At 46.7% G+C, this 23482-nt stretch carries 23 protein-coding genes; 10 read left to right on the top strand and 13 right to left on the bottom strand.

Annotated elements, in window-relative coordinates; genetic code table 11:
• Positions 1 to 18 precede the first annotated feature (18 nt).
• Together M5J74_RS24770 and M5J74_RS24765 are read left to right on the top strand one after the other, a co-directional pair.
• Positions 19 to 1035 (top strand): ABC transporter substrate-binding protein, encoded by a 1017-nt coding sequence (locus M5J74_RS24770; protein WP_015156663.1) that lies wholly within the window; start codon positions 19 to 21, stop codon positions 1033 to 1035.
• Between the two features lie 56 nt (positions 1036 to 1091).
• Positions 1092 to 1859 carry an MBL fold metallo-hydrolase gene (locus M5J74_RS24765; RefSeq protein ID WP_041463447.1) on the top strand — a complete coding sequence of 256 codons (768 nt, stop codon included), beginning with the start codon at positions 1092 to 1094 and terminating at the stop codon, positions 1857 to 1859.
• Between the two features lie 52 nt (positions 1860 to 1911).
• Here M5J74_RS24765 and M5J74_RS24760 read toward each other — a convergent pair whose 3' ends face one another.
• The 7 genes from M5J74_RS24760 to M5J74_RS24730 all read right to left on the bottom strand — a co-directional run bounded on the left by M5J74_RS24760 (position 1912) and on the right by M5J74_RS24730 (position 9226).
• Positions 1912 to 2994, bottom strand: a complete 1083-nt coding sequence (locus tag M5J74_RS24760) for a fatty acid desaturase (protein ID WP_250013800.1) — start codon at positions 2992 to 2994, stop codon at positions 1912 to 1914.
• A gap of 114 nt (positions 2995 to 3108) precedes the next feature.
• Positions 3109 to 4593, bottom strand: a complete 1485-nt coding sequence (locus tag M5J74_RS24755; protein WP_371934080.1) for a mannitol dehydrogenase family protein — start codon at positions 4591 to 4593, stop codon at positions 3109 to 3111.
• Positions 4559 to 5704 (bottom strand): ABC transporter ATP-binding protein, encoded by a 1146-nt coding sequence (locus tag M5J74_RS24750; protein WP_250013795.1) that lies wholly within the window; start codon positions 5702 to 5704, stop codon positions 4559 to 4561. Before M5J74_RS24750 ends, M5J74_RS24755 begins: the two co-directional genes overlap by 35 nt.
• A complete protein-coding gene (locus tag M5J74_RS24745) occupies positions 5686 to 5916 on the bottom strand; it encodes a hypothetical protein (RefSeq protein ID WP_250013792.1) in 231 nt (76 codons plus the stop codon). Before M5J74_RS24745 ends, M5J74_RS24750 begins: the two co-directional genes overlap by 19 nt.
• A 40-nt stretch (positions 5917 to 5956) precedes the next feature.
• A complete protein-coding gene (locus tag M5J74_RS24740) occupies positions 5957 to 6778 on the bottom strand; it encodes a carbohydrate ABC transporter permease (RefSeq protein WP_015156658.1) in 822 nt (273 codons plus the stop codon).
• 2 nt (positions 6779 to 6780) lie between these two features.
• Positions 6781 to 7701: a carbohydrate ABC transporter permease gene (locus M5J74_RS24735; protein ID WP_106170385.1), complete on the bottom strand. Its 921-nt coding sequence runs from the start codon at positions 7699 to 7701 to the stop codon at positions 6781 to 6783.
• 226 nt (positions 7702 to 7927) lie between these two features.
• Positions 7928 to 9226, bottom strand: coding sequence for a sugar ABC transporter substrate-binding protein (locus M5J74_RS24730; protein ID WP_084739185.1), 1299 nt, complete (start codon positions 9224 to 9226; stop codon positions 7928 to 7930).
• Positions 9227 to 9433: 207 nt separating this feature from the next.
• Between M5J74_RS24730 and M5J74_RS24725 the strand changes: the two genes are divergently transcribed.
• Genes M5J74_RS24725 through M5J74_RS24715 form a run of 3 tightly spaced genes read left to right on the top strand, consistent with a single transcriptional unit; the run spans position 9434 to position 11520 of the window.
• Positions 9434 to 10237 (top strand): SDR family NAD(P)-dependent oxidoreductase, encoded by an 804-nt coding sequence (locus M5J74_RS24725; RefSeq protein WP_015156655.1) that lies wholly within the window; start codon positions 9434 to 9436, stop codon positions 10235 to 10237.
• The gene (locus tag M5J74_RS24720; RefSeq protein ID WP_250013789.1) at positions 10227 to 10718 is read left to right on the top strand and encodes a hypothetical protein; all 492 of its coding nucleotides are present in this window, start codon (positions 10227 to 10229) and stop codon (positions 10716 to 10718) included. Before M5J74_RS24725 ends, M5J74_RS24720 begins: the two co-directional genes overlap by 11 nt.
• Positions 10600 to 11520 (top strand): sugar-binding transcriptional regulator, encoded by a 921-nt coding sequence (locus tag M5J74_RS24715; RefSeq protein WP_342669351.1) that lies wholly within the window; start codon positions 10600 to 10602, stop codon positions 11518 to 11520. Before M5J74_RS24720 ends, M5J74_RS24715 begins: the two co-directional genes overlap by 119 nt.
• Positions 11521 to 11611: 91 nt before the next feature.
• Here the strand turns inward: M5J74_RS24715 and apcB are convergent, their stop codons facing one another.
• On the bottom strand, positions 11612 to 12121 hold the full coding sequence (gene apcB, locus M5J74_RS24710; RefSeq protein ID WP_015156653.1) for an allophycocyanin subunit beta: 510 nt from the start codon (positions 12119 to 12121) through the stop codon (positions 11612 to 11614).
• 369 nt (positions 12122 to 12490) lie between these two features.
• Between apcB and glnA the strand changes: the two genes are divergently transcribed.
• From glnA to thiL, 5 genes are all read left to right on the top strand, one after another.
• Positions 12491 to 13912, top strand: coding sequence for a type I glutamate--ammonia ligase (gene glnA / locus M5J74_RS24705; protein WP_015156652.1), 1422 nt, complete (start codon positions 12491 to 12493; stop codon positions 13910 to 13912).
• A 284-nt stretch (positions 13913 to 14196) separates the two neighbouring features.
• On the top strand, positions 14197 to 15252 hold the full coding sequence (locus M5J74_RS24700) for a class I SAM-dependent methyltransferase (RefSeq protein WP_106169521.1): 1056 nt from the start codon (positions 14197 to 14199) through the stop codon (positions 15250 to 15252).
• Between the two features lie 159 nt (positions 15253 to 15411).
• The gene (locus tag M5J74_RS24695; protein ID WP_015156650.1) at positions 15412 to 15906 is read left to right on the top strand and encodes a YbjN domain-containing protein; all 495 of its coding nucleotides are present in this window, start codon (positions 15412 to 15414) and stop codon (positions 15904 to 15906) included.
• A 277-nt stretch (positions 15907 to 16183) separates the two neighbouring features.
• A complete protein-coding gene (locus M5J74_RS24690) occupies positions 16184 to 16861 on the top strand; it encodes a biotin/lipoate A/B protein ligase family protein (protein ID WP_106219021.1) in 678 nt (225 codons plus the stop codon).
• A 63-nt stretch (positions 16862 to 16924) separates the two neighbouring features.
• Positions 16925 to 17968 carry a thiamine-phosphate kinase gene (gene thiL / locus M5J74_RS24685; protein ID WP_106544423.1) on the top strand — a complete coding sequence of 348 codons (1044 nt, stop codon included), beginning with the start codon at positions 16925 to 16927 and terminating at the stop codon, positions 17966 to 17968.
• A gap of 66 nt (positions 17969 to 18034) precedes the next feature.
• Here thiL and M5J74_RS24680 read toward each other — a convergent pair whose 3' ends face one another.
• From M5J74_RS24680 to M5J74_RS24660, 5 genes are all read right to left on the bottom strand, one after another.
• Positions 18035 to 19048: a type I glyceraldehyde-3-phosphate dehydrogenase gene (locus M5J74_RS24680; RefSeq protein WP_015156647.1), complete on the bottom strand. Its 1014-nt coding sequence runs from the start codon at positions 19046 to 19048 to the stop codon at positions 18035 to 18037.
• 128 nt (positions 19049 to 19176) lie between these two features.
• Positions 19177 to 19797: a nicotinate (nicotinamide) nucleotide adenylyltransferase gene (gene nadD, locus M5J74_RS24675; protein WP_015156646.1), complete on the bottom strand. Its 621-nt coding sequence runs from the start codon at positions 19795 to 19797 to the stop codon at positions 19177 to 19179.
• A 73-nt stretch (positions 19798 to 19870) separates the two neighbouring features.
• Complete coding sequence (locus tag M5J74_RS24670; RefSeq protein WP_106167677.1) at positions 19871 to 20473, bottom strand: methyltransferase domain-containing protein; 603 nt, start codon at positions 20471 to 20473, stop codon at positions 19871 to 19873.
• 76 nt (positions 20474 to 20549) lie between these two features.
• The gene (locus M5J74_RS24665; protein ID WP_015156644.1) at positions 20550 to 21272 is read right to left on the bottom strand and encodes a rhomboid family intramembrane serine protease; all 723 of its coding nucleotides are present in this window, start codon (positions 21270 to 21272) and stop codon (positions 20550 to 20552) included.
• A 221-nt stretch (positions 21273 to 21493) separates the two neighbouring features.
• Positions 21494 to 23062: a B12-binding domain-containing radical SAM protein gene (locus tag M5J74_RS24660; RefSeq protein WP_015156643.1), complete on the bottom strand. Its 1569-nt coding sequence runs from the start codon at positions 23060 to 23062 to the stop codon at positions 21494 to 21496.
• Positions 23063 to 23482 lie beyond the last annotated feature (420 nt).

Raw genomic sequence — 23482 nt, 5'->3', positions numbered from 1 at the left:
AGAAATAGAGTGTAAGTGATGGTTAAATTTCCTGCAAGACGTTTGATTGTGCTGGCTTTGATATCTTTGTTATGGGCTGTTGCTTGTTCTCCTCAAACTTCAACAACTTCATCTTCTTCCCCTTCATCTCCTACGCCTCAACCTCAAGTATTGATTTCTGGTATTAATCCTTGGCCTGGATATTCAGGTCACTATGTCGCACTCCAAAAAGACTTTTTTAGTCAAGAAGGCATTAAGGTGCAAGAAACTTTCTTTCAGAGTGCAACAGAAGGTATTACTGCATTTCTAGCTGGAAAAGTTGACGTAGGCTGGGTAACATCAGGAGATGCAGTACAAATGATTAGCAAAGATCCGTCAATTCGGATGTTCTATGTTGTCGATTATTCAAATGGATCGGATGGTATTTTAGGTCATAATATCAACAGTCCCAAAGATATGAAAGGGAAAACCGTTGCTAGAGAAAATATATTATTTGAGAAGGTTTTATTACGTAGCTACTTAGAGAAAGGCGGATTGACCGAACAAGATGCGATCGTAAGAGATTTAACTGCCGCAGATGCAGCAGCGGCATTTGCTGCCAAACGTGTCGATGCTGCCGTATCTTACGAACCCTGGTTGACTAAAGCAGCCAAGGAAAGTGGAGGAAAAATTATTTTTACCACTAAAGATACGAATTTAATTGCTGATGTATTAGTCGTAAGACAAAAACTGATTGAAAGCCGCAAAGCGGATCTTCAGGCTTATGTGCGGGCGATCGATAAGGGAGTTAAGTTAGTGAATTCTGGTGATGAAGAAGCAATCAAAATTGCTGCTCAAAAGTTAGGAGTCACCCCAGAGGAAGCAAAAGAACAAATCGCGGGAGTCAAGATTTTTGATTTGGACAGTAACAAGTCAATTGCATTTAATTTAAATCATCCCAATAATGCAATGAAAAATTTCGAGCTGACGGCAAGAGCTGCTTATGACTTTAAAATAGTTCCTAAACCTCTTGAGCTGAAATCTTTGTACGATGATTCTATAGTCAAATCAACTTAAACTTTATCATCCAAATTGTAAGGTGGGCATTGCCCACCTTACTACCACTCACCATGATGCACTCTAAAGCTGTCTGTCAAAGCTGGTTTTCGACGCAAAAAATTAGTGACAACCTCTACCTAATTAGCGAACCGCATTACTATTGGTGGAATCGGGCAAATCTCTGGTTAATTAAAGGTCGCGATCGCGATCTTTTGATCGATACTGGGCTAGGGGTTGCGAGTTTGCGGCAATACATTGCTAGTTTAATTGATAAACCGTTGTTGGCGATCGCCTCTCACATTCACTTCGATCATGCGGGTGGAATGCACGAATTCGACGAACGCGCCATTCATGCGGCGGAAGCCGAAGCACTGCAAAAAGGAGATGATTATGAGGCGTTGTGTACGCCAGCACAAGGTTGGGTATTAGAAGAACATTTCGACTTGCTACCTTACCCTGGATTTACAGTCGAAACATATACCTTAAATGCAGCAGAACCTACACAAATTCTCCAAGAAGGAGACGTATTAGATTTAGGCGATCGCGCTTTTGAGGTGTTGCATCTCCCTGGACATTCCCCTGGCTGTATTGCTTTATATGAACCCAAATCTCAAGATTTGTTCTCTGGAGATGTGATTTATGATGGCGAGTTGTTAGACGAACTTCATTGCAGTGATATCCCTACTTATATTGCTACCTACGAACGGCTAGAAAAACTGCCAATAGAGACAGTTTATCCCGGTCACTACACGTTTTTTGGCAAAGAGAGATATCAACAAATCATCGCCGAGTATTTAGCAGCAAGGCGCAAACCAGGTTGTCCTTCGGAAATTCAAGTGTAGGGCATTGCCCCCGAGGATCGGAGGGTTGTTGGGGGATCGAGTCTTATCTGCGCTACACTTCGCGAACGCTTAGCGCGCCATCACTATCACTAGCAGCAAGCTTCAACCAGTCAATCGGCTCCCGTGAAAATAGAAAAGAGACTCCAACTGCCCCGACAAAGTTATCTAGATTCAACCCCTTCTCGGTATCCACGACCGTTCCTTGACCGTAGAATAAGCGATGAATCCGAAAACGATGGTAGTTAGCGATGAGTTGAGTTAGCGTCACGTACTGACGGTAGTTGCGGGGATATAATTCGGCATCTAATTTAGGCAAAAGATACCAAGGACAGCGAATAACTCGATGATGGGCGTTGTGATAGCCAAAGTTTAGCAGCAATACATTTAGCCAAGACCAACGCAGAGAAATGAGGTTAGAGAAAGTATTTGCTTCCTCATGTTCCAAACTGTATTGCGGTAAGGATTGACCTAGCTGAAACACAGTGTATGTGTGCTGAAAGCAATCAATAAATCTCAGGATGTTGATAAAGCAAATATAAGCGAAAAAGTAAAGAACAATAGCACGGGGAGAATAGATTGCTAAGGCTGTGAATAGACTACCTCGGAGTAATAGTAACAAACCGTTACGCACTCGTTCATCTCGGCGCTGTTGTCCCAAAAATGGAGAAAGGGCATTAAACCACCGCAACAAAAAGTTAATAGCGGGAAAATAAAGCCATTCCAGCGCCACAATTAGGCGTATTATCGGCTTCGGTGCAGTTTGGAGGAAATCTGGTAGGGAAAAAGCAGAAAAGTCAGCCCTGTTTTTATGATGGGCTAAATGGTTGCTGGCAACATCGCGATAACGACTGTAGCAAGAACCTGTCAGAAATAACATTACCTGCGCAAATGCGACATTCCAGCGCGGGTTACGAAAAATGTTGCCATGAATAAATTCATGGACGAAGTATGCTGCCCAAATTAGCGTATGGGTTAATAACACCGTACCCAAGAGGTTTAACCACCACAAATGCTGCACGATGCAGAAGATGGCAAAGCTGTATCCTCCTAAGACGTAGGCTAACGCCGCACCGTTAATCCAGTAGTTGCGATCGTTGATATAGAAACTTGCATCTGGGGTAGCTGCCGTAGTCATATCACTAAATGGATTTCCGAATCTAGCCTCGGATTCAGCATACGGGTGTCCATGCATGAAATATGTTTTGAAAAATACAGTTAGTTGGAGAAAGAGAACAGTAGGAAACGATCGCTATCGAGCTAGCGTTCCTTTGGCTCCAAATTCATCCAAACTGCGTAAGTAATTTCCAACTGTCTCCACAAAACGCGACGATCGCGATAAGTCGCCAAAAATCTCAGATATACCGAGTAAAGGTCGAGGATCGGAGCCGCCGGAACGAGCGCGTTGTGTCAAAATATCTGCCATAGGATCGTCGATCTCGATCGCGTTGCCTTGGTCATCCTGTCCCTTCAGGTAACGGAACCAAGCAGCAATCGTCAGACTCATATATTCGATCGCCCCATCCTGTTGTAGAGCGTCACGCAACGAACCCAGAATAAATTTTGGCATCTTAGCAGCACTATTGAGACACAAACGCGGTAGCCGATCCTGTATTTTAGGATTGGCAAATCGTTGAATTAACGTCTGTTTGTAAGCGTCTAGATCGATTCCCGGTACGGGTTGAAGCGTGGGTGTAACTTCTGCCATCAGGCGATCGACGGCTTGCCGAATTGCCGGATCTGCCATTACCTCATGCACGTAGGTATATCCTGCCAGAGTGCCGAGATAACCAATGAGTAAGTGACTGGCGTTGAGTAACCGAATTTTCATCATCTCATAAGGATGAACGTCATCGGTCATTTGTACGCCTACAGATTCTAAATCCGGTCTACCCGCACAAAAGTTATCCTCAACGACCCACTGAAGAAATGGTTCTGCCACAACTGGAAAGGCATCATCAATCTGAAATTGCTCCGCCACCATTTTGAGATCGGCTGCTGTTGTCGCGGGAGTAATGCGATCGACCATGCAGTTAGGAAAGGTGACGCGATCGCTAATCCAATTTCCTAACTCTGGATTTTGCATTTGAGCAAAGGCAGTTAACATTTTACGGGCAATATTGCCATTACCCTGTAGGTTGTCACATGATAACACCGTAAACGGTGGCAATCCTTGTTGGCGACGCTTATTCAGTGCTGCTGTCAAAAAGCCATAGACTCCGATTGGTTCGTGTGGATGTTGTAAATCGTGCTGAATTGTCGGATGGTGAGCATCAAATTCGCCGCTACCTTCAATGTAGTAATAGCCTGCTTCTGTAATCGTCAGCGTCACAATTCGACAGTGGGGATCTGCCAGTGCGTCAATAACGCGGGCGCGGTTATCTGGGGCAAAGAGATAGCGTGTAATCGAGCCAATAACACGCGCCCAATCGCCTTCAGTCGAGCGTTCCACCAAAGTATACAAACAATCCTGAGAATGCAAAGCATCGCGCATCCGGCGATCGAATTCCAGCAGTCCCACCCCGCAGATACCCCATTCGCGATCGCGAGTTTGCTGCAAATAGTTATCAAGATATAGTGCTTGGTGCGCTCGATGGAATCCACCCACACCAATATGGACGATGCCATTAACTAAGGAGTGGCGATCGTAATTGGGAACGCGGATGTTGTTCGGCAAACGAGATAAGGAAGCTTCATTCAGCTTAATTGTTGAGCCTGTGCTGATATTGCTGTTCATGGAATTCATCAGTAGTTAAATGGTGACGACGAACTTTAGGAATAGCTTCACCTTGCTGGTTAAATAAATGACAGAGATCGCCGTTAATCTGGAGCGGTGCGAGATCGTGCATCCGGCTGGGATTATCTCCGTCTGTTTGCACAATTAACGTGTCGCCACCCGCAATCTTGACGTAGAGAAAAGTTTCTCCACCCAACCGTTCTACAACAAGTACTTCGCCATTGAGCGTGGCGTTATGGCGATCGAGTCGCAAGTGTTCGGGACGAATTCCCAGCGTGGCTCTATCTCCTACCGACAATCCAGGCTGGACGGGAATTGTTACTGTTGCCTCACCAGGCAGTGCAACTGTTGTCCCAGAATTATTTACAGATGTCACCGTCACTGAGAGAAAATTCATTTTAGGCGAACCGATAAACCCAGCCACGAATAAATTGCGGGGATGGTGGTACAGTTCCAAAGGCGATCCGACTTGCTCGACAATACCACCCTGCAACACCACAATTTTGTCAGCTAGTGTCATCGCCTCCACTTGATCGTGCGTCACGTATATCATCGTGGCTTGCAAAGTATCATGAAGGCTAGCAAGTTCGATCCGCATCTGTACGCGCAAGGCTGCATCCAAGTTGGACAGCGGCTCGTCGAACAAAAAGACTTTAGGTTTGCGCACCAAAGCCCGACCGATCGCTACCCGTTGGCGTTGTCCTCCCGATAGTTCTCTAGGCTTCCGATTTAATAGCGGTTCTAATTGAAGGATACGGGCAACTTCTTTCGCTCTTTCAAGACGCTGAGCCTTAGGAACACCCGCTAGGCGCAGACTAAACGCCATATTCTCTGCTACCGTCATGTGGGGATACAAGGCATAGGTTTGAAACACCATTGCCAACCCGCGTTTATCTGGTGGTACGTCATTTACTCTCACGCCATCAATGAGTAAATCGCCAGATGTGATTTCCTCCAGTCCAGCGATCGCCCGTAACAAAGTTGATTTGCCACAACCAGAAGGACCGACAAAGACAACAAATTCGCGATCGCCGATATCAAGATCGATACCTTTAATCACCTCAGTATCGGCATACCGTTTATGGATATTTCTTAAAGTAACTGTTGACATAATTTTGGGAATTGGTGATTGTTATGAGTGGCTAGTGGCTGGTGGCTAGTAGAACCAGCAGTAAATAGGGTGTGGGGGAGCCAGTGCGGTGCGGGGGGTTCCCCCGTTGTAGCAACTGGCGTTGTGGGGTGTGGGGTGTAGGAAATTTTGAATGCGTGAATTTTGAATTGCTCCCTTGTCCCCCTTGTCCCCCTTCGCCCCCTAATCCCCACTCCCTTCGGTCGCGGGGAAGAGCGAGTTCCCCCTTGTCCCCTACTTCACTGCTCCAAACGTCAACCCCCGTACCAGTTGCCGTTGACTGAGCCAACCGAAGATCAGGATGGGGGCGATCGCCAGTGTTGATGCGGCGGAGAGTTTTGCCCAGAATAGCCCTTGGGGGCTGGAAAATGAGGCAATAAATGCTGTGAGTGGGGCTGCATCTGCTGTCGTCAGGTTTAAGCTCCAGAAGGCTTCGTTCCATGACAAAATAATTGAAAGCAGCGCGGTGGAGGCAATTCCAGGTAATGCTAGGGGTAGCAAGACATGGAGCAGTTCTTGGCGCGTGTTTGCCCCATCCATGCGATCGGCTTCGAGAATATCTTTGGGAACTTCTTTGAAGAAGCTGTAGATCATCCAGACAACGATCGGCAAGTTAATCAGGGTATAAATGATAATCAAACCGATGCGGGTATCTAGCAATCCCAAGTTGCGACACAGAATGTAGATCGGCACTAATACGCCTACGGGTGGCAGCATTTTGGTAGATAGCATCCACAGTAAGGTTCCTTTGGTGCGCTTAGTAGGGAAGAATGCCATTGCATAGGCAGCAGGTACGGCAAGCAGTAGCGCGAGTATTGTCGAACCGAGTGAGACGGCTATGCTGTTAAACGCATAGTTGAAATAATCTGCCCGATCTTGGATGGCAACATAGTTTTCCAATGTAGGCTGGAAAAACAATTGCGGTGGAGTTGAAACTGCTGCTACTTCAGTTTTGAAGCTGGTAATAAACATCCAGAAGATCGGGAAAAACAAGATGGCAGCAGCTAGCCATCCTAGAATTGTCCAGAGCCAGAGGCGAGAATTTTTACGTGCCATGATTATGTATCCAGATTACGAGCAACGCTACGCATCAAAAAGATTGCGACAATGTTGGCAAGGAGGACGGCAATTAATCCACCCGCTGAAGCACCACCGACATCAAATTCTAGTAAGGCTTTGAGGAAAATATAATAGGCAAGGTTAGTAGTTGCCAGTCCGGGTCCACCACCAGTAGTCACGAAGATTTCGGCAAAGATCGTCAGGAAGAAAATCGTCTCGATCGCAGCGACTACAGCAATAGCGCGACTCAAATGCGGTAGCATAACGAAACGAAATAAGGCGATCGCATTTGCCCCATCCATCCGCGCCGCCTCTAGTTGTTCGCGGTCTAAAGATTGAATGGCTGTGAGTAAAATTAGCAGTGCAAAGGGCAGCCACTCCCACGAAACAATGATGATAATCGCCAGCAAGGGAAAATCGGCAAACCAATCGATCGCCCCTAAGCCCAATCCTCTTGTGATTTGAGCAAACAGTCCGTTGACTGGATGCATCAACATATTCTTCCAGATCAAGGCGCTGACTGTAGGCATGACGAAGAATGGCGAGATCGCCAGTACCCGCGCAATCCCGCGACCGGGAAAGTCTTGGTCAAATAAGACCGCGAGTAACGTGCCTAGCGCGATCGTAATTGCTAACACCGAGGCGACCAGAATTAAAGTGGTGGCGATCGCCGTCCACAATGCCGGATCGGTGAGGATGAAGGTGAAATTTTCAATTCCGATGAATCGGCGGGCATCTGGATTCAGCAGGTTGTATCGCTGAAAGGAAAACCATAAGGTCATCGCCAGAGGCACAATCATCCACAGCAGCAGCACAATGACCGAAGGCGCAACTAAAGGTAAGGTCGATGTCTGTCGCCTAGAACGTTTGGCAGGTGGTGGCGTTGCCTGTTGAGGCTTTACAGCTAATGAGGAAGACATAAGTAAGTCAAAAGTTAAAAGTCAAAAGTCAAAAATTGTAGGGGCGGGTTCACCCGAAATACTGGTCAGAATCAAATACGATCGGTAAACCCGCCCGTACAAAAGTCAAAAATTGTAGGGGCGGGTTCACCCGAAATCTGTAGTTAGCATCAGAGTCTATTTGGGAAACCCGCCCGTACAGGAGTCGGGAGTCGTAGGGGCGGGTTTGGAAACCCGTCCCTACGACTCACTGGTCAATATATCCGGTGTGTTTCATAAACCGTTCGGTTGCACTCTGCGATTGTTGCAATGCTCGATCTACCGAAATGTTGTTGGTCAGTGCGGCGGCGATGGTCTGCCCAACAGAAGCGCCGATCGCTTGAAATTCTGGAATGTCTACATATTGAACTCCCTTATAAGGAGTTGGTTCGGCGGCGGGATGGGTAATATCGGCAGATTGGATTGAGTTCAAGACAATCTGAGCAAACGGTGCGGCTTTTTGATAATTGGGATTGTTGTAGGTGGAAGTCCTCGTCCCTGGTGGAACGGCAACCCAGCCATTTTTGTTCGCAACCAATTGGATGTATTCCTTGGATGTTGCCCAGGCGATGAACTTTTGCGCCTCTGCGGGAGATTTTGAGGTTTGAGGAATTGCTAACGCCCAAGCCCATAGCCAGTTCGATCCATTAGGATACTCTTCAATTGGCGCACGGGCAAAGCCAACGCGATCGGCGACTTGGGATTCTTTCGGATTAGATAACAGTCCCGCTGCAACGGTTGCATCTACCCACATGCCGCATTTACCCGTCGAGAACAACGCGAGATTCTCGTTGAATCCATTAGAACTGGCTCCTGGGGGTCCATATTTTTGTAGCAGTTGGACGTAAAATCCTACTGCCTCTTTCCAGGCTGGAGTATCGAGCTGAGGTTGCCACTTCATGTCAAACCAGCGCCCGCCGGAGGTGTTGACCAAGGTAGACAGAAATGCCATGTTTTCGCCCCAGCCAGGTTTTCCTCGCAGACAAACGCCATATACCCCGTTTGCCGGATCGTGAACTTTACTCGCCCACTGTGCGATCTGAGCGTATGTTGGTTGTTCGGGAACGCTAATTCCTGCTTTGGCAAACAAATCTTTGCGGTAGTACAGCATTGAACTTTCTCCATAGAACGGCAGCGCGTAGAGCGTGCCGTCGTTGGAAAGTCCTTCTCTGATGGGTTTTAGCAGATCGTTTACGTCATAGCTAGCAGGTAGGTTGTTCAATGGTGTTAGCCAACCTCGTCTCGCCCATATTGGGGTTTCATAAGAACCGATTGTCAAGACATCAAATTGTCCTCCCTGGCTGGCAACATCCGTAGTCGTGCGTTGGCGCAACACGTTTTCTTCCAGCACCACCCACCTGAGTTCGATATTGGGGTTTTCTTGTTCAAACTGGCGAGAAAGCCCCTGCATGACAACCATGTCGCCGTTGTTAACGGTGGCGATCGTCAGTCTAGTTTTCTCGGCGGCTGATGAAGACGAACAAGCGTGTAGCAGTTGCACCAGCATCAACCCAGTCAGGAATGCAACCAGTACTTTAGCGAAGCGAGGGATACGCACCGCATAACTCCTTTGATGTTAAAAAATTAAATGAAATTTTGATTTTATGCTCTAGACTTGGGCAAAAGCTCAATAATAGAGATCGTACTCGGCTCGATTTAAAAAATGAGAAGTCAATGAGTATTTGCAATAATTCTTCAACAATAGGTAGAACCAATGACAGCAAGAGCCACCTATGACTTTGCGGGTAAGACCATCCTGATTACAGGCGGTGCAGGAGACATTGGCAAAGCGACCGCACATCGTTTTGCTGCTAATGGTGCAGGTGTGGCACTCTGGGATTTAAACGAAACCAAAATGGTAGATGTAGCGCGAGAACTAGCAGAGTACAACGTTCCAGTCGCCACATTTGGCTGTGATGTCACAACCTCTGAAGATGTCGCCAAAGCTTTTGCTGGGGCTGTAGAGCAATTGGGACGGATCGACTATGTTTTTAATAATGCAGGCTATCAAGGTTTGTTTGCCAAGACTGACGAGTACCCAGAAGATGACTTTCAAAAAGTCATTGACATCAATGTTGTCGGTGTTTTTCACGTTCTCAAGGCTGCCGCACAACATATGCGCGAATCTGGCGGCGGGGCAATTGTCAATACGGCAAGTTATGCGGGGGTAGTAGGTCCACCGAACATGGTGGCTTACGCTGCTTCTAAGTTTGCGGTTGTCGGCATGACTCAGACAGCAGCAAAGGATCTCGCTCCTTATGGTATTAGAGTCAATGCACTCTCTCCAGCGTTAATCGGTCCTGGCATGATGTGGACGCGACAGACAGAATTACAGGCATCTGTAGGATCTCAATACTTTGATTCCAATCCCAAAGTCGTCGAGCAGCAGATGATCGATTCAGTCCCAATGCGCCGTTTGGGAAGCTTAGAAGAAGTTGCTAACGGTGTAGCGTTTCTCATGAGTGAAGAAGCCAGCTATATTACTGGGTTTAACTTGGAGATTACGGGTGGACAGTAGGGGGACAAGGGGGACAAGGGGGACAAGGGGGACAAGGGAGACAAGGGGGACAAGGGGGACAAGGGGGACAAGGGGACAAGGGGGACAAGGGGGACAAGGGGGACAAGGGGGACAAGGGGACAAGGGGGACAAGGGGGACAAGGGGGACAAGGGGGACAAGGGGGACAAGGAGGTGACTATCAATGACCCACTACCAATTACCAATTCCCCATTACCACTTTTAATAATTTGTAAAGAACTGAGCAAAATGCCTTGCTTTGAGCATATGCTCGAAGATTCAATCTTCCTTTTGAGAGATATACAAATCCTGAAGGTAGGATATGGGAGAAACTGGTTCGGAGCGACGCGATCGCAAGTTAGATCTGGCAGCTCATGCTGCATGGCTCTATTACATAGCCGGAAATACGCAAGAAGAAATTGCAGCAAAGCTCAGCGTGTCTCGGCAAGCGGCACAACGCCTAATTGCGCTGGCTGTGAGTGAAAAGCTGATCAAATTTCGGCTCGATCATCCCTTGAGTGAATGCATTGCTCTAGCTGAAGCGCTACGCGACAAATTCGATTTATCGCTTTGTGAAGTCGTACCGAGTGACGCGGGAAGTGGCGACACATTCAACGGTATTGGCGTGCGTGCTGCTAGCTGTTTAGAAACGTATCTTATTGCAAAAACGCCTACAGTATTGGCATTTACTTCAGGGCGAACATTGCGATCGATGGTGGAGCAGATCCCGTCAATGGAGCGACCGCAGCATAAAATTGTTTCTACTATTGGTAATATGTCTCATTACGGGCGGGCAGGTCATCATGAAGTCGTGATGCATTTATCAGAGCGGGTTGGTTCGCAAGCGTATCCCGTACCGACTCCGGTTGTAGCGACTAGTGTTGAAGAACGGGAACTGTTGCAGACGCAGCGATCGTTCATCGCCGTCAAAACCCTTGCCGAGCAAGCCAAGGCAACATTTGTCGGTATCGGTCAGATTGATTGGAATGCCCCATTACATCAAAATGGCTTTATTAACGATGACGAGGTAGCTGAATTAGTCGAACTGGGTGCAGTGGGGGAGATTGCAGGCTGGGCGTACGATCGCCACGGAGTTTTGCTGCAACAGGGAACGAATAGCCGTGTCGCCAGCGTACCGCTCGAACAACCCGCGCAGCGGCTCGTTATTGGTGTAGCAGGTGGCGTAAAAAAGGTAGAAGCCATTTTAGCTGCTTTAAGCGGCAAGCTAATTACAGGGTTAATTATCGATGAAGCAGCTGCTCAAACAATTCTTGCCAAAATCTGAATTAGCCAGTAAAAAAGCGATCGCCTTCATAATTTAAACAGAACGCGATCGCCCAACCACCAATTACCAACCACCAACTACCAACTACCAATTAAATATCCCGTTCGCTCAATTCGCGAGTCATGTGATCGAACGGTTCATCGATAAAAGCTGTATTTTCTACGCCAGCTGCTACTGCTTGTGCCTTCACAATATCCTTCATCATTTGGATACCGCGCACGGTAGGACCAATTGGTACACCCAGAGAATTATAAGTCTCCCGCAAGCCTTGTAGCACGCGCTCGTCTAGCACATCCATATTGCCAGCTACCAGCGCGTAAGTCGCATAACGGAGGTAATAATCCATATCTCTCAAACAAGCAGCATAGCGCCGCGTTGTATAGGCATTACCACCAGGACGAATCAATTCTGGTTGTTCGGCAAATAATTGCGAACCAGCCTGCTTGACAATTGATGCAGCATTTGAGTTAACTGTTGCAGCTGCTTGAACCCGTGCCGTTCCGGTGTCAAAGTAGGACTTGAGCCGTTCTAAGGCAGTGCGATCGAAGTACCGTCCTGCCACGTCGTAAGTCCCAATTAAGCTTGTTATTGCATCCCGCATTTGATTGCTCTCCGAATTTTTCCTATCTGTGGTTTGATATTGTTGAGCTAAGGAATTGCACTTGTTAACAACTGACCGTGCCACCTCAAGCCTGAAAGCCTACAAGCAAACCATTGCTCTTTAAGGATTTTAAGCTAAATTTGACCCCGATGAGAAACCATCCATGCGTCCCAATTAATACAGCTTGTTAAGGAATAACTAATATAAGCCTCCAGGCAGACGTTTTGTCATTTAAACTACAAAATTGCCTTCACTCTCTTTCTAGGATGATTCAAATGTGGCAAGATCTGGCTTCCAGCAAACCACATCGTGGCAGCAAGCTGAGAGTGCAATAGTTCCATTCAGTCATTGGCAGATTAAGGAGTCACCATGCCCGAAACCGCACAAGAAGTCTTGAAGATGATTCAAGATCAGAACATTCAAGTCATCGATCTAAAATTCATTGACACGCCTGGAATTTGGCAGCATTTGACGGTATACCAAAACCAAATTGAAGAAAGTAGCTTCACCGACGGCGTAGCCTTCGATGGTTCTAGTATTCGCGGTTGGAAAGCCATTAATGAATCAGATATGGCAATGGTTCCCGATCCAAAAACCGCTTGGATCGATCCATTTATGGCAGAACCGACTCTAAGCCTAATCTGTAGCATTATTGAACCTCGTACAGGAGAGCCTTACGCCCGCGATCCTCGCTCTATTGCTCAAAAAGCCCTAGACTACCTAATCTCCACAGGCATCGGTGACACAGCCTTTTTTGGTCCAGAAGCCGAATTTTTCATTTTTGATGATGTCCGCTTCGACCAAAATCAGCACGAAGGGTACTACCACGTAGATTCCATTGAAGGGCGTTGGAATACAGGTAGAAAAGAAGAGGGTGGCAACCTGGGCTACAAACCCCGCTACAAAGAGGGATATTTCCCAGTTGCGCCAACAGATACATCTCAGGATATGCGGACTGAGATGTTGCTGACGATGGCTAAGTGTGGCGTGCCAATCGAAAAGCATCACCACGAAGTTGCTTCAGGCGGACAGTGCGAACTTGGTATTCGCTTCGATACCATGATTAGGTCGGCTGACAATTTGATGATTTATAAGTACGTCATCAAAAATGTTGCCAGAAAGTATGGCAAAACTATCACCTTTATGCCAAAGCCAGTGTTTAATGACAATGGCTCGGGGATGCACACCCACCAATCAATTTGGAAAGATGGGCAGCCTTTGTTTGCAGGTGATAAGTATGCTGGCTTGAGCGAAATGGGGCTGCATTACATTGGTGGTATCCTCAAGCACGCTCCTGCACTTTTAGCTTTAACCAATCCCACGACTAACTCTTACAAGCGTTTAGTCCCTGGGTTTGAAGCGCCTGTAAACCTTGCCTATTCTCAAGGTAACCGCTCTGCTTCCATCCGCATTCCGCTATCTGGACCCAATCCCAAAGCTAAGCGGTTAGAGTTTCGTTGTCCAGATGCAACGGCTAACCCTTATCTAGCCTTTGCTGCTATGCTTTGCGCTGGACTAGACGGAATTAAGAATCAGATCGACCCTGGCGAACCCTTAGACGTGGATATCTACGACTTGTCGCCAGAAGAGTTAAGCAAAATTCCTTCGACTCCAGGCTCGTTAGAAGACGCTCTAGAAGCATTGGAAAAAGACCATGAATTCTTAACGTCAACTGGAGTATTCACGGAAGATTTCCTTCAAACTTGGATTGCTTACAAGCTTGACAACGAAGTTAACCCGATGCGGTTACGCCCCCATCCTTATGAATTTGCCCTCTACTACGATTGCTAGAACGTTACATGTAACGCCTCTACATCGCTAAATGAGTTTTCAGCCACCAAATTGCAGGTGGCTTTTTTCATGCGGTAAACATGTTAGGGCGGGTTTGCAGGGATATTTGGTTGGATCTCAGAGATTGCTGGTGAACCCGCCCCTACATTGTCTCCCTTGTCCAAAAATTTTTCACCAAAAATCTCCAGACCTATCGAAAGATTTAGGAATTTTTCGTAACACTTATTTACAATAAATTAAAGATTAGGTAAAGACCGACTCAAAACTGATTCCAGCAACTACCTATGGCTGACACTTTAACAAAACTGACATATCAAACTTTTCAGCAGAGCAAAAATTACTTCGGACTCGCTCACAAGATACTCAGCACGCGGGTAATGAGCCTAGTTTCGCCGAGCGATCGCAAGTCTAAACCCTTACCGCTCGATTTGCTACAGAAAATCAACCAGCGTTACGAACGACTGTTAGAAGTAGACTGGCAAGATGCCGAGGCAGGAGTCTATCCCCACAATATCCTGTTCGATAATCCTTGGGATGAGTTCTTCCTCTACTATCCGGCTGTATGGTTCGATTTGCCGCAAATTTGGGAAAGAGCCAAACAAAAAAACTACCAAGATTTTGACTCGAATTTAGATATTGCCGGCTATCCCAGCTACTACCTGCAAAATTTCCATCATCAAACGGGTGGTTATTTGAGCGACCTGTCAGCCAATCTCTACGATTTACAAGTAGAGATTCTATTTGGTGGCTCGGCTGATGCCATGCGGCGGCGGATTCTTGCATCCTTGAAGCAAGGATTGAGTGCTTTTGACGATGTACCCGCTAGCCAAATTAAGATTCTCGATATTGCTTGCGGTACTGGTCGCACTCTAAAAATGATTCGCGCTGCTTTACCCAAAGCGGCGTTGTTCGGTACGGATTTATCCCCAGCCTATTTGCGCAAAGCCAATCAAATGTTGTCTCAAATTCCTGGGGAACTACCGCAATTGCTGCAAGCTAATGCCGAAGAATTGCCATACATGGATAACTACTTCCACGCTACAACCAGCGTATTCTTATTCCACGAACTGCCAGCAGTCGCACGGCAGCGAGTTATCGAAGAAGCTTTCCGAGTCACCAAGCCAGGTGGTAGGTTTATCATCTGCGACTCGATTCAGATGAGCGATTCTCCAGAAATGGAGCCAGCCATGACAGGCTTCTACGAAACCTTCCACGAGCCCTACTACAGACATTACATGACAGATGACTTAGTAGAGCGTCTGGAAAAGGCAGGTTTTGAGAATGTCACTGCTGAAGTCCAATACATGAGTAAGGTATTGGTAGCATGTAAGCCAGTGTAGCAACTGCGAGTGGAAAAATTGCGATCGAAGGCGGTGACGATGCCACCGCCTTTGAATGACGGGAGAAAGTTAAGATTTATTGCTAAAGACAGGCAATTGCTATACCTAAAAGCGATAAATTGGGTCTAGAAGACCTCATAGCTGTTAGAAGGCATTTCTATGACGAGCGATCGACCAGATCCGGCAACGGTAGTAAGTGACTCTATGTCTAGCGAAGAAATCCTCGAAGAGTTAGTTGAAGGTACTGGCATTAACCATGTAGAGGTGATCGAAACTGTCATTGCAAGCTTGCAGCAAGATGAAAGTGCAATGGTCAGTCATACTCAGAATAGCTATTTATGGAAGTTTAAGTATGGTAGCGTTGAAGTCTTCGTGCAACTAACCGGACAAACCGATGAAGACACGTTCAAAGTTTGGTCTGCGGTATTAAAATTACCCACCAAAAACGATGCTGGTTTAATGCGACGGTTACTAGAAATGAACTGGTCTGATACCTTTGAAGCCAGTTTCGGTATCTTTGACGAGCAAATTGTGGTTTTGTCTACCCGCACTGTAGCAGAACTTTCTGCTGGCGAGGTATCCCGCCTGATTACAGTCGTAGCTACGATCGCCGATGATAATGACGAGGCTCTACAACAAGAATTTGCTAATTAGTGGTAGTTGTTAGTTGGTAGTTGGTAGTTGGTAGTTAATTCCGCCTTCCCCCTTGTCCCCCTTCGCCCCCTAATCCCCACTCCCTTCGGTCGTGGGGAAGAGCGAGTTCCCCCTTGTCCCCCTTGTCCCCCTTTCCCCCGGCTCCCCTGTACGGGCGGGCTTTGACCGAAGATTAATTGACGTGAGCCATGAAGCTTTTACTAAACCCGCCCCTACAACTCCCGACTCCCGCATTTGGCGGTTAATTCCTCACCTAGAAGCGCCAGGAACAGTCCAAATGGCGATCGATCGCTATTTAGTAGAGCAGCATCAATTAGGTCTAATGCCTGCTACATTGAGGTTTTACACTTGGTCGCCGCCAGCAATTTCTCTTGGCTACCATCAACATCAGTATCCCGATCGCTGGCAAAATTTAATTTGGAATGGTAGGGCGCTCGATTTGGTACGCCGTCCAACGGGAGGTAGAGCAGTTTTACATCAAGGCGATTTAACCTATGCCGTGGTGATGTCAGGATTATCTGGAAGTCGCACTCAGGCATACCAACAAATTTGTGAATTTCTGATTCAGGGGTGGCGATCGCTCGGCATCCAGCTACACTATGGTACGGCTGGACGAGGGTACATTCACAACCCTAACTGCTTTGGTACGGCAACGGGAGCGGATCTCGTCTTGGAGGATGGGACAAAATTAATTGGTAGCGCTCAACTAAGGCGGGGTGGTGTTATCCTTCAACATGGTTCGATGCGGCTGGAACCAGATGAGGATTTGTTTGCTCAAGTGTTTGGCACAGAGGCGTTTGCTGCGATAAAGTTACCTCTGCGACGAGGGGAAGATTTAATTCAATTAGTTATAAATGCTTTAGTTGCATCTGCCAAAAATTGTTTTCATGTTGACTTCGCCGTACAACCATTATCCGAGCAAGAATGGGAAAAAGTATATTTGGATTGTGATTAAAGCTACCACAAAACGCCTTTTCTTCTCTGCTCCCTGCTCCCTGCTCTCTACTCCCGACTTCTTGTGAAAGTTAAAGATATTGGCGAACAAGGTTTATTAGAGCGGTTACAGCGTTTTTGTCCGGCAGAAATTATCGGTGACGATGCAGCTGTAATATCATCATCGCCAGAACAATCTCTGGTGGTAACCACAGATATGCTAGTGGATGGGGTACATTTTAGCGATGCTACCACTAGTCCAGAAGATGTGGGGTGGCGATCGACTGCGGCTAACCTTTCTGACTTAGCTGCAATGGGGGCTAGACCGCTCGGAATTACTGTCGCCTTGGGATTACCTGGTGAGGTTCCTGTTGAGTGGGTAGAACGCCTCTACAAAGGCATGGATGAATGTTTGAAACTACATCAAACTCCGATTGTAGGGGGAGATGTCTGTCGTTCTCCAGTTATTACAGTTTCGATTACAGCTTTTGGCGAAGTGGAGCCAAACCAGACGATTTATCGCAATACAGCGCAAGTTGGAGATGCGATCGCCATCACAGGCTTTCATGGTGCTTCTCGTGCTGGTTTAGAATTGCTCATACATCCAGAAATCGGGCAAAATCTGAGCGATCGCGATCGCGCCTTTCTCATCCAGGCGCACCAACGCCCCAAACCCCGCTTAGATGTCTTACCTATTTTGCAAGAAATTTTAGCAGGAGATGTAGGGAAGGCAAAGAGAGCATTTAATTCCGAATTCCGAATTCCGAATTCCGAATTCCCCATTTCTGGCATGGACAGCAGCGATGGTTTAGCCGATGCGATCGTCCAAATTTGCCAAATGAGCGGTGTTGGTGCGAGGATCGATCGCGATCGAATTCCGATTCCTCCAGCTTTGTCTGATTTAGTTACCGCAGAACAGGCTGTAGAATGGGCTTTGTATGGCGGCGAAGATTTTGAGTTAGTTCTGTGTCTACCTCAACAACCAGCTGAAGCCCTGATCGAACATTTGGGTGAAGGAGCGGCAATTATTGGCGAAATCACCGCAGAATTGGAAATAATACTATGCGATCGCACTAACAAAAACCCCGACCGGATTCTCAGCCGCGATCGGGGGTTTCAACATTTTTAATCGTCATTGGTCAATTGTCATCTGTCATTTGCTTTTAACTAATGACCAATGACTAATGACAAATTCCTATTTCCAATCTCTAGCAACTAACTCAGCTAGATCTAACACCCGTTGGCTGTAGCCCCATTCGTTGTCATACCAAGCCATGACTTTAACTAGGTCGTTGCCCATAACAAGCGTCAAGCTAGCATCAACGATGGAAGAAGCATCGTGACCTTGGTAATCCGAGGATACTAGCGGTAGATCGCTATATTCTAGAATACCCTTGAGGGAGCCTTCAGCAGCTTCCTTCAACGTGGAATTGACTTCTTCAGCAAAGGTTGGCTTTTCAACCTGAGCAACCAAGTCTACCATTGAGACGTTAGGAGTAGGAACGCGCAAAGCAACACCGTTCAGCTTACCTTTCAAGTCTGGTAGTACCAAAGCCACTGCTTTAGCAGCACCAGTAGATGTAGGAACGATGTTCATAGCCGCGGCTCTTGCCCGTCTGACATCGCGGTGGCTGGCATCGAGTAATCTTTGATCCCCAGTGTAGCTGTGGGTGGTGGTCATCGTGCCTTTGATGATGCCGAATTTTTCGTGCAGCACTTTGACGATGGGCGCTAAGCAGTTCGTGGTACAGCTAGCATTACTTATGATTGTGTGCGTTTCATGCGCGTATTCGTGATGGTTTACGCCATAGACAAACGTACCATCATCATTTTTACCTGGAGCCGTGATCAGCACCTTCTTTGCACCAGCGTTCAAGTGTTTGGTTGCCCCTTCCCGACTGGTGAATACACCTGTCGATTCGATAATGAGATCGATATCCCAGTCTTTCCAAGGCAAGTTCTCTGGATTGCGATCGGAGGTGCATTTAACCGTCTTACCCTTGACGATAATCGAATTTTCATCTGCGCTGATGTCGATGCCTTTTAAAGTCCCCAACATGGTGTCATACTTCAGCAGATGAGCGTTGGTCTTCGGATCGGAAGTATCGTTGATCGCGACTATTTCGATATCGCTGCTGTCTCTCAGAAGCCAGCAACGCATGAAGTTACGTCCGATCCGCCCAAAACCATTGATTGCAACTCTAATCACAGCGTCTTGCCCTCTGGTGTAGTGAATTAAATACCTATTATTGACAATCGATCATATCGCAAAGGGCGCTCTATTCTAAACTAGCTTCAGTGACATTGACAGAAAAAGCACACAAATCATTGGGATCGTTATGTATATAACTGCCGATCGCCAATATAGATTCTCACTGCTTCAGGGACAAAGTAGCGAATCGAACGGCGATCGCGGCAGTATTGCCTGACTAAGCTTGCCGAAATTCCTACTAAAGGTAGATCGATAATTTGCCAGCGAATGTATGTTGATTCAGTGGCTAACTGTTGTGCTACCCGATCGCATAATACCTGAATTGGGGGACTTTCTGACTCATATAATGGACGCGGAGCGACTAACCACTCGCAAGCAGGGGCAATTTCCTGGCGATGATACCAACGGGGTAAGGTGAGAAACGTGTCTAACCCTAAAATCCAGTGCCAACGACTATCAGGGTAATTTGCTTGCAGTGCCTGCAAAGTTTGGCTGGCATAGGTGGTTTTCATAAAAGTATCCGATGGGGGTGCGATTTCCCAATCACGACGATCTGCGATCGCCTGTCGTACCATTTCCCACCGATGCTGAAATGGTGTCGATTGCTTGTAGTGTGGGCGAGAATTGACTACCCAAATCACCTGTTCTAATCCAACTTGACTGCAAGCACTCTCAGCAACCAACAAGTGTCCCCAATGCACCGGATCGAAAGTACCGCCGAAAATGCCTATTTTGTCATTTGTCATTTGTCATTCGTCATTTGTGAGTAGCTAGTAGCTAGTGGAACCAGTGGCTAGACTCTTTTCTAGACACCAGCCACTAGTCACTAGTCACTGTTACCTGAAACACTCCTAAATGTTCTTCTCCTTGGCGTTCGGGAACTGAATTTGTGACGGGTTCGAGAGAGAGAATTTCAAAGTCTGGAGTAAAGTGGTTGCGGATCTCGGTTGGAGTGCTGCCGAAGGGTGGTCCACCTGAGCGAGAATGGGTGAAGAATAAACCGATGAGTCGTCCTTGAGGTTGTAATATTTCTCGGACTAATTTGACATAGGCTAGGCGCTGAGATGGGGCGATCGCGCAGAAGCAAGTATGTTCTAATACATAGTCAAAATAATGGGGAAACTCTGCTGATAATTCAAAGATATCGCGCTCTAAGAATTTTGCCGAACTACCCGTTGCTTGAGCTAATTCCGTTGCTGAGGCGATTGCACTAGGAGCAAAGTCAATTCCAATGACATCAAATCCATACTGTGCAAATAGTAAGGCATCATAACCGCGACCGCAACCCAAAACTGCAACTTTACCAGGTTTTGGGGCTTGAGGAGAATTTAATAAACTGACAAATGGTGGTGCGGCTTGTCCAATATCCCAGCGTGCCGTTCCTACTTGGTAGCGGTTTTCCCAATATTCTGAATTTGTCATTGATGAGTGGTTGGTGACTGATGACTAGTGGAACCAGATTCAATTCTAGTCACCAGCCACTAGTCACTAATAACTGTCAACTGTATTGTGAATATTGGTCTTGCGGTTCCGTTTTTAGCATTCCAAACAGGAAGCCGAGAACAGCACCAAACAGAAAACCGCCTGCGTGCGCCCAATAAGCAATACCGCCGCTTTCCATGCCAATATTAGTTCGAGCTTCTAAACTGGCAACACCGTAAGCAGCTTGTTGCAAAAACCAGAATCCCAGGAAATAAAACGCAGGAATGCGGACGGCGGGAAAGAAAAATCCCAGTGGGATTAAAGTCAGAACTTCAGCTGTGGGATAGCGGAGAATGTACGCACCCATCACTCCGGCGATCGCCCCACTTGCACCCAAGGAAGGAATACCAGAAGATTGAGAAAAGAACCATTGTGCCAGTGCTGCCAATACGCCGCAGGCAAGATAAAAAATTAGATATTTGACGTGTCCTAAACGATCCTCAACGTTGTTGCCAAAAATCCAGAGAAACAACATATTGCCTCCCAAATGCAACAATCCTCCGTGGAGGAATTGGGAGGTGATGAGGGTAATCCACTCTGGTACGGGTTGATTTACAGTAATTCCGGCAAAACTAGCTGTTAACTCTCTAGGAACGACAGCAAATAGATGAAAAAAACCATCTAATTGTTGCGGTGGCAAATCTGCCTCGTAAATAAAGGCGAGAATATTAGCTGCAACCAGTCCATAAGTGACGTAGGGAACGATCTTCGTCGGGACGTTATCGCGGATGGGAACCATGACGCTTTTTAGCCAAAATTGATGAAACTAGCCACACAGTAGCGGATTTCACCAAAAATTGCTTCTAGCCTACAGGTAGATTATCAGTGACCAGTGACCAGTGAGAGTAGGTAATGGGTAATGGGTAATTGGTAGTTTTCTCCCTTGTCCCCCTTGTCTTCCTTGTCTCTTTCTTCCCCGACTCCTCAGTTTTGACTTTTGACTTTTAACTCTTGACTTTTCTAAGCGACTTGCTGCGGTTGCATGGTAGCTTCTAAGGCTGCGAGTTCTGCTAGTTGTGACTCAATTTGATCGCGGACGATTTGGCGATAATCGACGAAGTGTTCCAAGTGGGCGCAGTTGATGATATATGATTCAAACACGCTAGGATTATGCCGCAACATCGAAAATAATTGCCGCCAAAATTGCCAGCGCGTATTTCGCTTAATTCCCTGTCGCCAACAGATAGTTAAGATGGCGCGTATTTCAATCAAACCTGGCATCCGCAGCTTTTTCTTCAGAGATTTCGGTTTCATGAGCCGGAAGTGGCGGTAAACTCTAGCTAAGTAGCGACTGGGTTCGTACAGTTCCCAGAAACATCTAACATACTCTTGGGCAATGTCTTCTACAGGACGGGTAGGAATAAAATTGATCAGGGTTGTTTGGTGAATATTTGCTACTCCCCTACCTTCGAGTAAACGTCCTTCTTTTTGAAGGCGATGCCACAAAGCAGTATTTGGCAAGGCTTGCAGCATACTGAATAAAGCTTGAGGAATTGCAGTTGCTTCCACAAAATCGATAATGCGATCGCCTGCTCCAGGTTTTTCGCCATCAAAGCCCATAATAAAACCAGCCATGACTCTCAGCCCCACCCGATTGATTTTTTGTACTGATTCAATCAGGGAGTTACGAGTGTTTTGGAATTTCTGTGTTAGTTCTAAGCTATCAGTATCTGGCGTTTCAATTCCTAGAAATACGGCGTTAAAGTTAGCCGCAATCATCAAATCTAAAAGTTCTTCGTCTTGGGCTAAATCTACCGATGCTTCGGTAGAAAAGCTAAAAGGATATCCTTTTTCTGCCATCCAAGGACCGAGTTCTTTTAATAACAGTTTGACGTTGCGTTTGTTGCCGATGAAATTGTCATCCACCATAAAAATCGATCGCCGCCAGCCTAAATCGTACAGAGTTTGCAATTCTGCCAATAATTGTTGCGGAGATTTAGTACGTGGTTTACGTCCGTACAACACGATAATGTCGCAGAATTCGCACTGGAAGGGACAGCCTCGCGAAAATTGCACTGACATGTCAGCGTAGGCACTTAAATCTAGCAAGTCGTATCTGGGAACCGGTGTGGTCGTGACATCGGGCTTTTCACCGTTAGAGCGGATAATACCAGAAGTCTCGCCTCTTGCCAACGCTTCTACTAGCATCGGTAAGGTAATTTCACCCTCATCTAATACTAAAAAGTCTGCCCCAGCTGCCTTGGCTGCTTCCGGTACGGAGGTGACGTAGGGACCACCAACGGCGACTAATTTTCCATGTCGCTTTGCTTCTCTAATTAGATGCAGCATATCTGGTTTCTGGACGATCATCCCTGAGATGATGACCAAATCTGCCCATTCCCAATCTGCTTTTGTTTCAGATCTCACGCTACGGTCTACGAGGCGAAATTCCCACTCTTGAGGCAAAATTGCTGCCACTGTAATTAGTCCCAGTGGAGGCATTGCCACTTTACGACCAATTAGTTCGATCGCTTTATCAAAAGACCAAAATGATTTGGGAAAAAGAGGATATAGGAGTAAAACTCGCATTTAACACCACCCCTTGCAACATCAAATGGTTGCATTATTGTTCCGATTGTCTTTAAGTTGTTCTGTTGTAAAACTGCAAATAATTAGTTTTATTTTATTTACAGGCAGGTTCTAGTTGAGATCACTTTAGCAGCCTGTGTTACTTTGTTGAACCCAGCGATACTAAAAATTACGCAAATGTAAGGTGGGGTAGTCTCCGCACCGATCTGAGATCCCCCTAAATCCCCCTTAATAAAGGGGGACTGAGATTTAGATCCCCCTAAATCCCCCTTAACAAAGGGGGACTGAGATTTAAATTCCCCTAAATCCCCCTTAACAAAGGGGACTGAGATTTAAACTCCCCCTTTTTAAGGGGGTAGGGGGGGATCGGTTAGCTGACGCTAGCAGCCATCTGTAGGGGAACTGAGATTTAGATTCCCC

The organism is Chroococcidiopsis sp. CCNUC1, assembly GCF_023546805.1.
Classification (GTDB): Bacteria; Cyanobacteriota; Cyanobacteriia; order Cyanobacteriales; family Chroococcidiopsidaceae; genus Chroococcidiopsis; species Chroococcidiopsis thermalis.
The sequence above is the reverse complement of the archived record's forward strand: the minus strand, read 5'-3'. Positions and strand labels throughout refer to the sequence as shown.

What these genes read in the sequence shown, in the direction of transcription:
- M5J74_RS24760 (WP_250013800.1), bottom strand. Translation starts at nt 2,994, where the DNA reads ATGACTACGGCAGCTACCCCAGATGCAAGTTTCTATATCAACGATCGC.
- M5J74_RS24735 (WP_106170385.1), bottom strand. Translation starts at nt 7,701, where the DNA reads ATGTCTTCCTCATTAGCTGTAAAGCCTCAACAGGCAACGCCACCACCT.
- M5J74_RS24770 (WP_015156663.1), top strand. Translation starts at nt 19, where the DNA reads ATGGTTAAATTTCCTGCAAGACGTTTGATTGTGCTGGCTTTGATATCT.
- M5J74_RS24725 (WP_015156655.1), top strand. Translation starts at nt 9,434, where the DNA reads ATGACAGCAAGAGCCACCTATGACTTTGCGGGTAAGACCATCCTGATT.
- M5J74_RS24740 (WP_015156658.1), bottom strand. Translation starts at nt 6,778, where the DNA reads ATGGCACGTAAAAATTCTCGCCTCTGGCTCTGGACAATTCTAGGATGG.
- M5J74_RS24695 (WP_015156650.1), top strand. Translation starts at nt 15,412, where the DNA reads ATGACGAGCGATCGACCAGATCCGGCAACGGTAGTAAGTGACTCTATG.
- apcB (WP_015156653.1), bottom strand. Translation starts at nt 12,121, where the DNA reads ATGCGGGATGCAATAACAAGCTTAATTGGGACTTACGACGTGGCAGGA.
- M5J74_RS24690 (WP_106219021.1), top strand. Translation starts at nt 16,184, where the DNA reads ATGGCGATCGATCGCTATTTAGTAGAGCAGCATCAATTAGGTCTAATG.
- M5J74_RS24730 (WP_084739185.1), bottom strand. Translation starts at nt 9,226, where the DNA reads ATGCTGGTGCAACTGCTACACGCTTGTTCGTCTTCATCAGCCGCCGAG.
- M5J74_RS24670 (WP_106167677.1), bottom strand. Translation starts at nt 20,473, where the DNA reads ATGACAAATTCAGAATATTGGGAAAACCGCTACCAAGTAGGAACGGCA.
- M5J74_RS24750 (WP_250013795.1), bottom strand. Translation starts at nt 5,704, where the DNA reads ATGTCAACAGTTACTTTAAGAAATATCCATAAACGGTATGCCGATACT.
- M5J74_RS24755 (WP_371934080.1), bottom strand. Translation starts at nt 4,593, where the DNA reads ATGAACAGCAATATCAGCACAGGCTCAACAATTAAGCTGAATGAAGCT.
- M5J74_RS24665 (WP_015156644.1), bottom strand. Translation starts at nt 21,272, where the DNA reads ATGGTTCCCATCCGCGATAACGTCCCGACGAAGATCGTTCCCTACGTC.
- M5J74_RS24700 (WP_106169521.1), top strand. Translation starts at nt 14,197, where the DNA reads ATGGCTGACACTTTAACAAAACTGACATATCAAACTTTTCAGCAGAGC.
- nadD (WP_015156646.1), bottom strand. Translation starts at nt 19,797, where the DNA reads ATGACAAATGACAAAATAGGCATTTTCGGCGGTACTTTCGATCCGGTG.
- M5J74_RS24765 (WP_041463447.1), top strand. Translation starts at nt 1,092, where the DNA reads ATGCACTCTAAAGCTGTCTGTCAAAGCTGGTTTTCGACGCAAAAAATT.
- M5J74_RS24660 (WP_015156643.1), bottom strand. Translation starts at nt 23,062, where the DNA reads ATGCGAGTTTTACTCCTATATCCTCTTTTTCCCAAATCATTTTGGTCT.
- glnA (WP_015156652.1), top strand. Translation starts at nt 12,491, where the DNA reads ATGCCCGAAACCGCACAAGAAGTCTTGAAGATGATTCAAGATCAGAAC.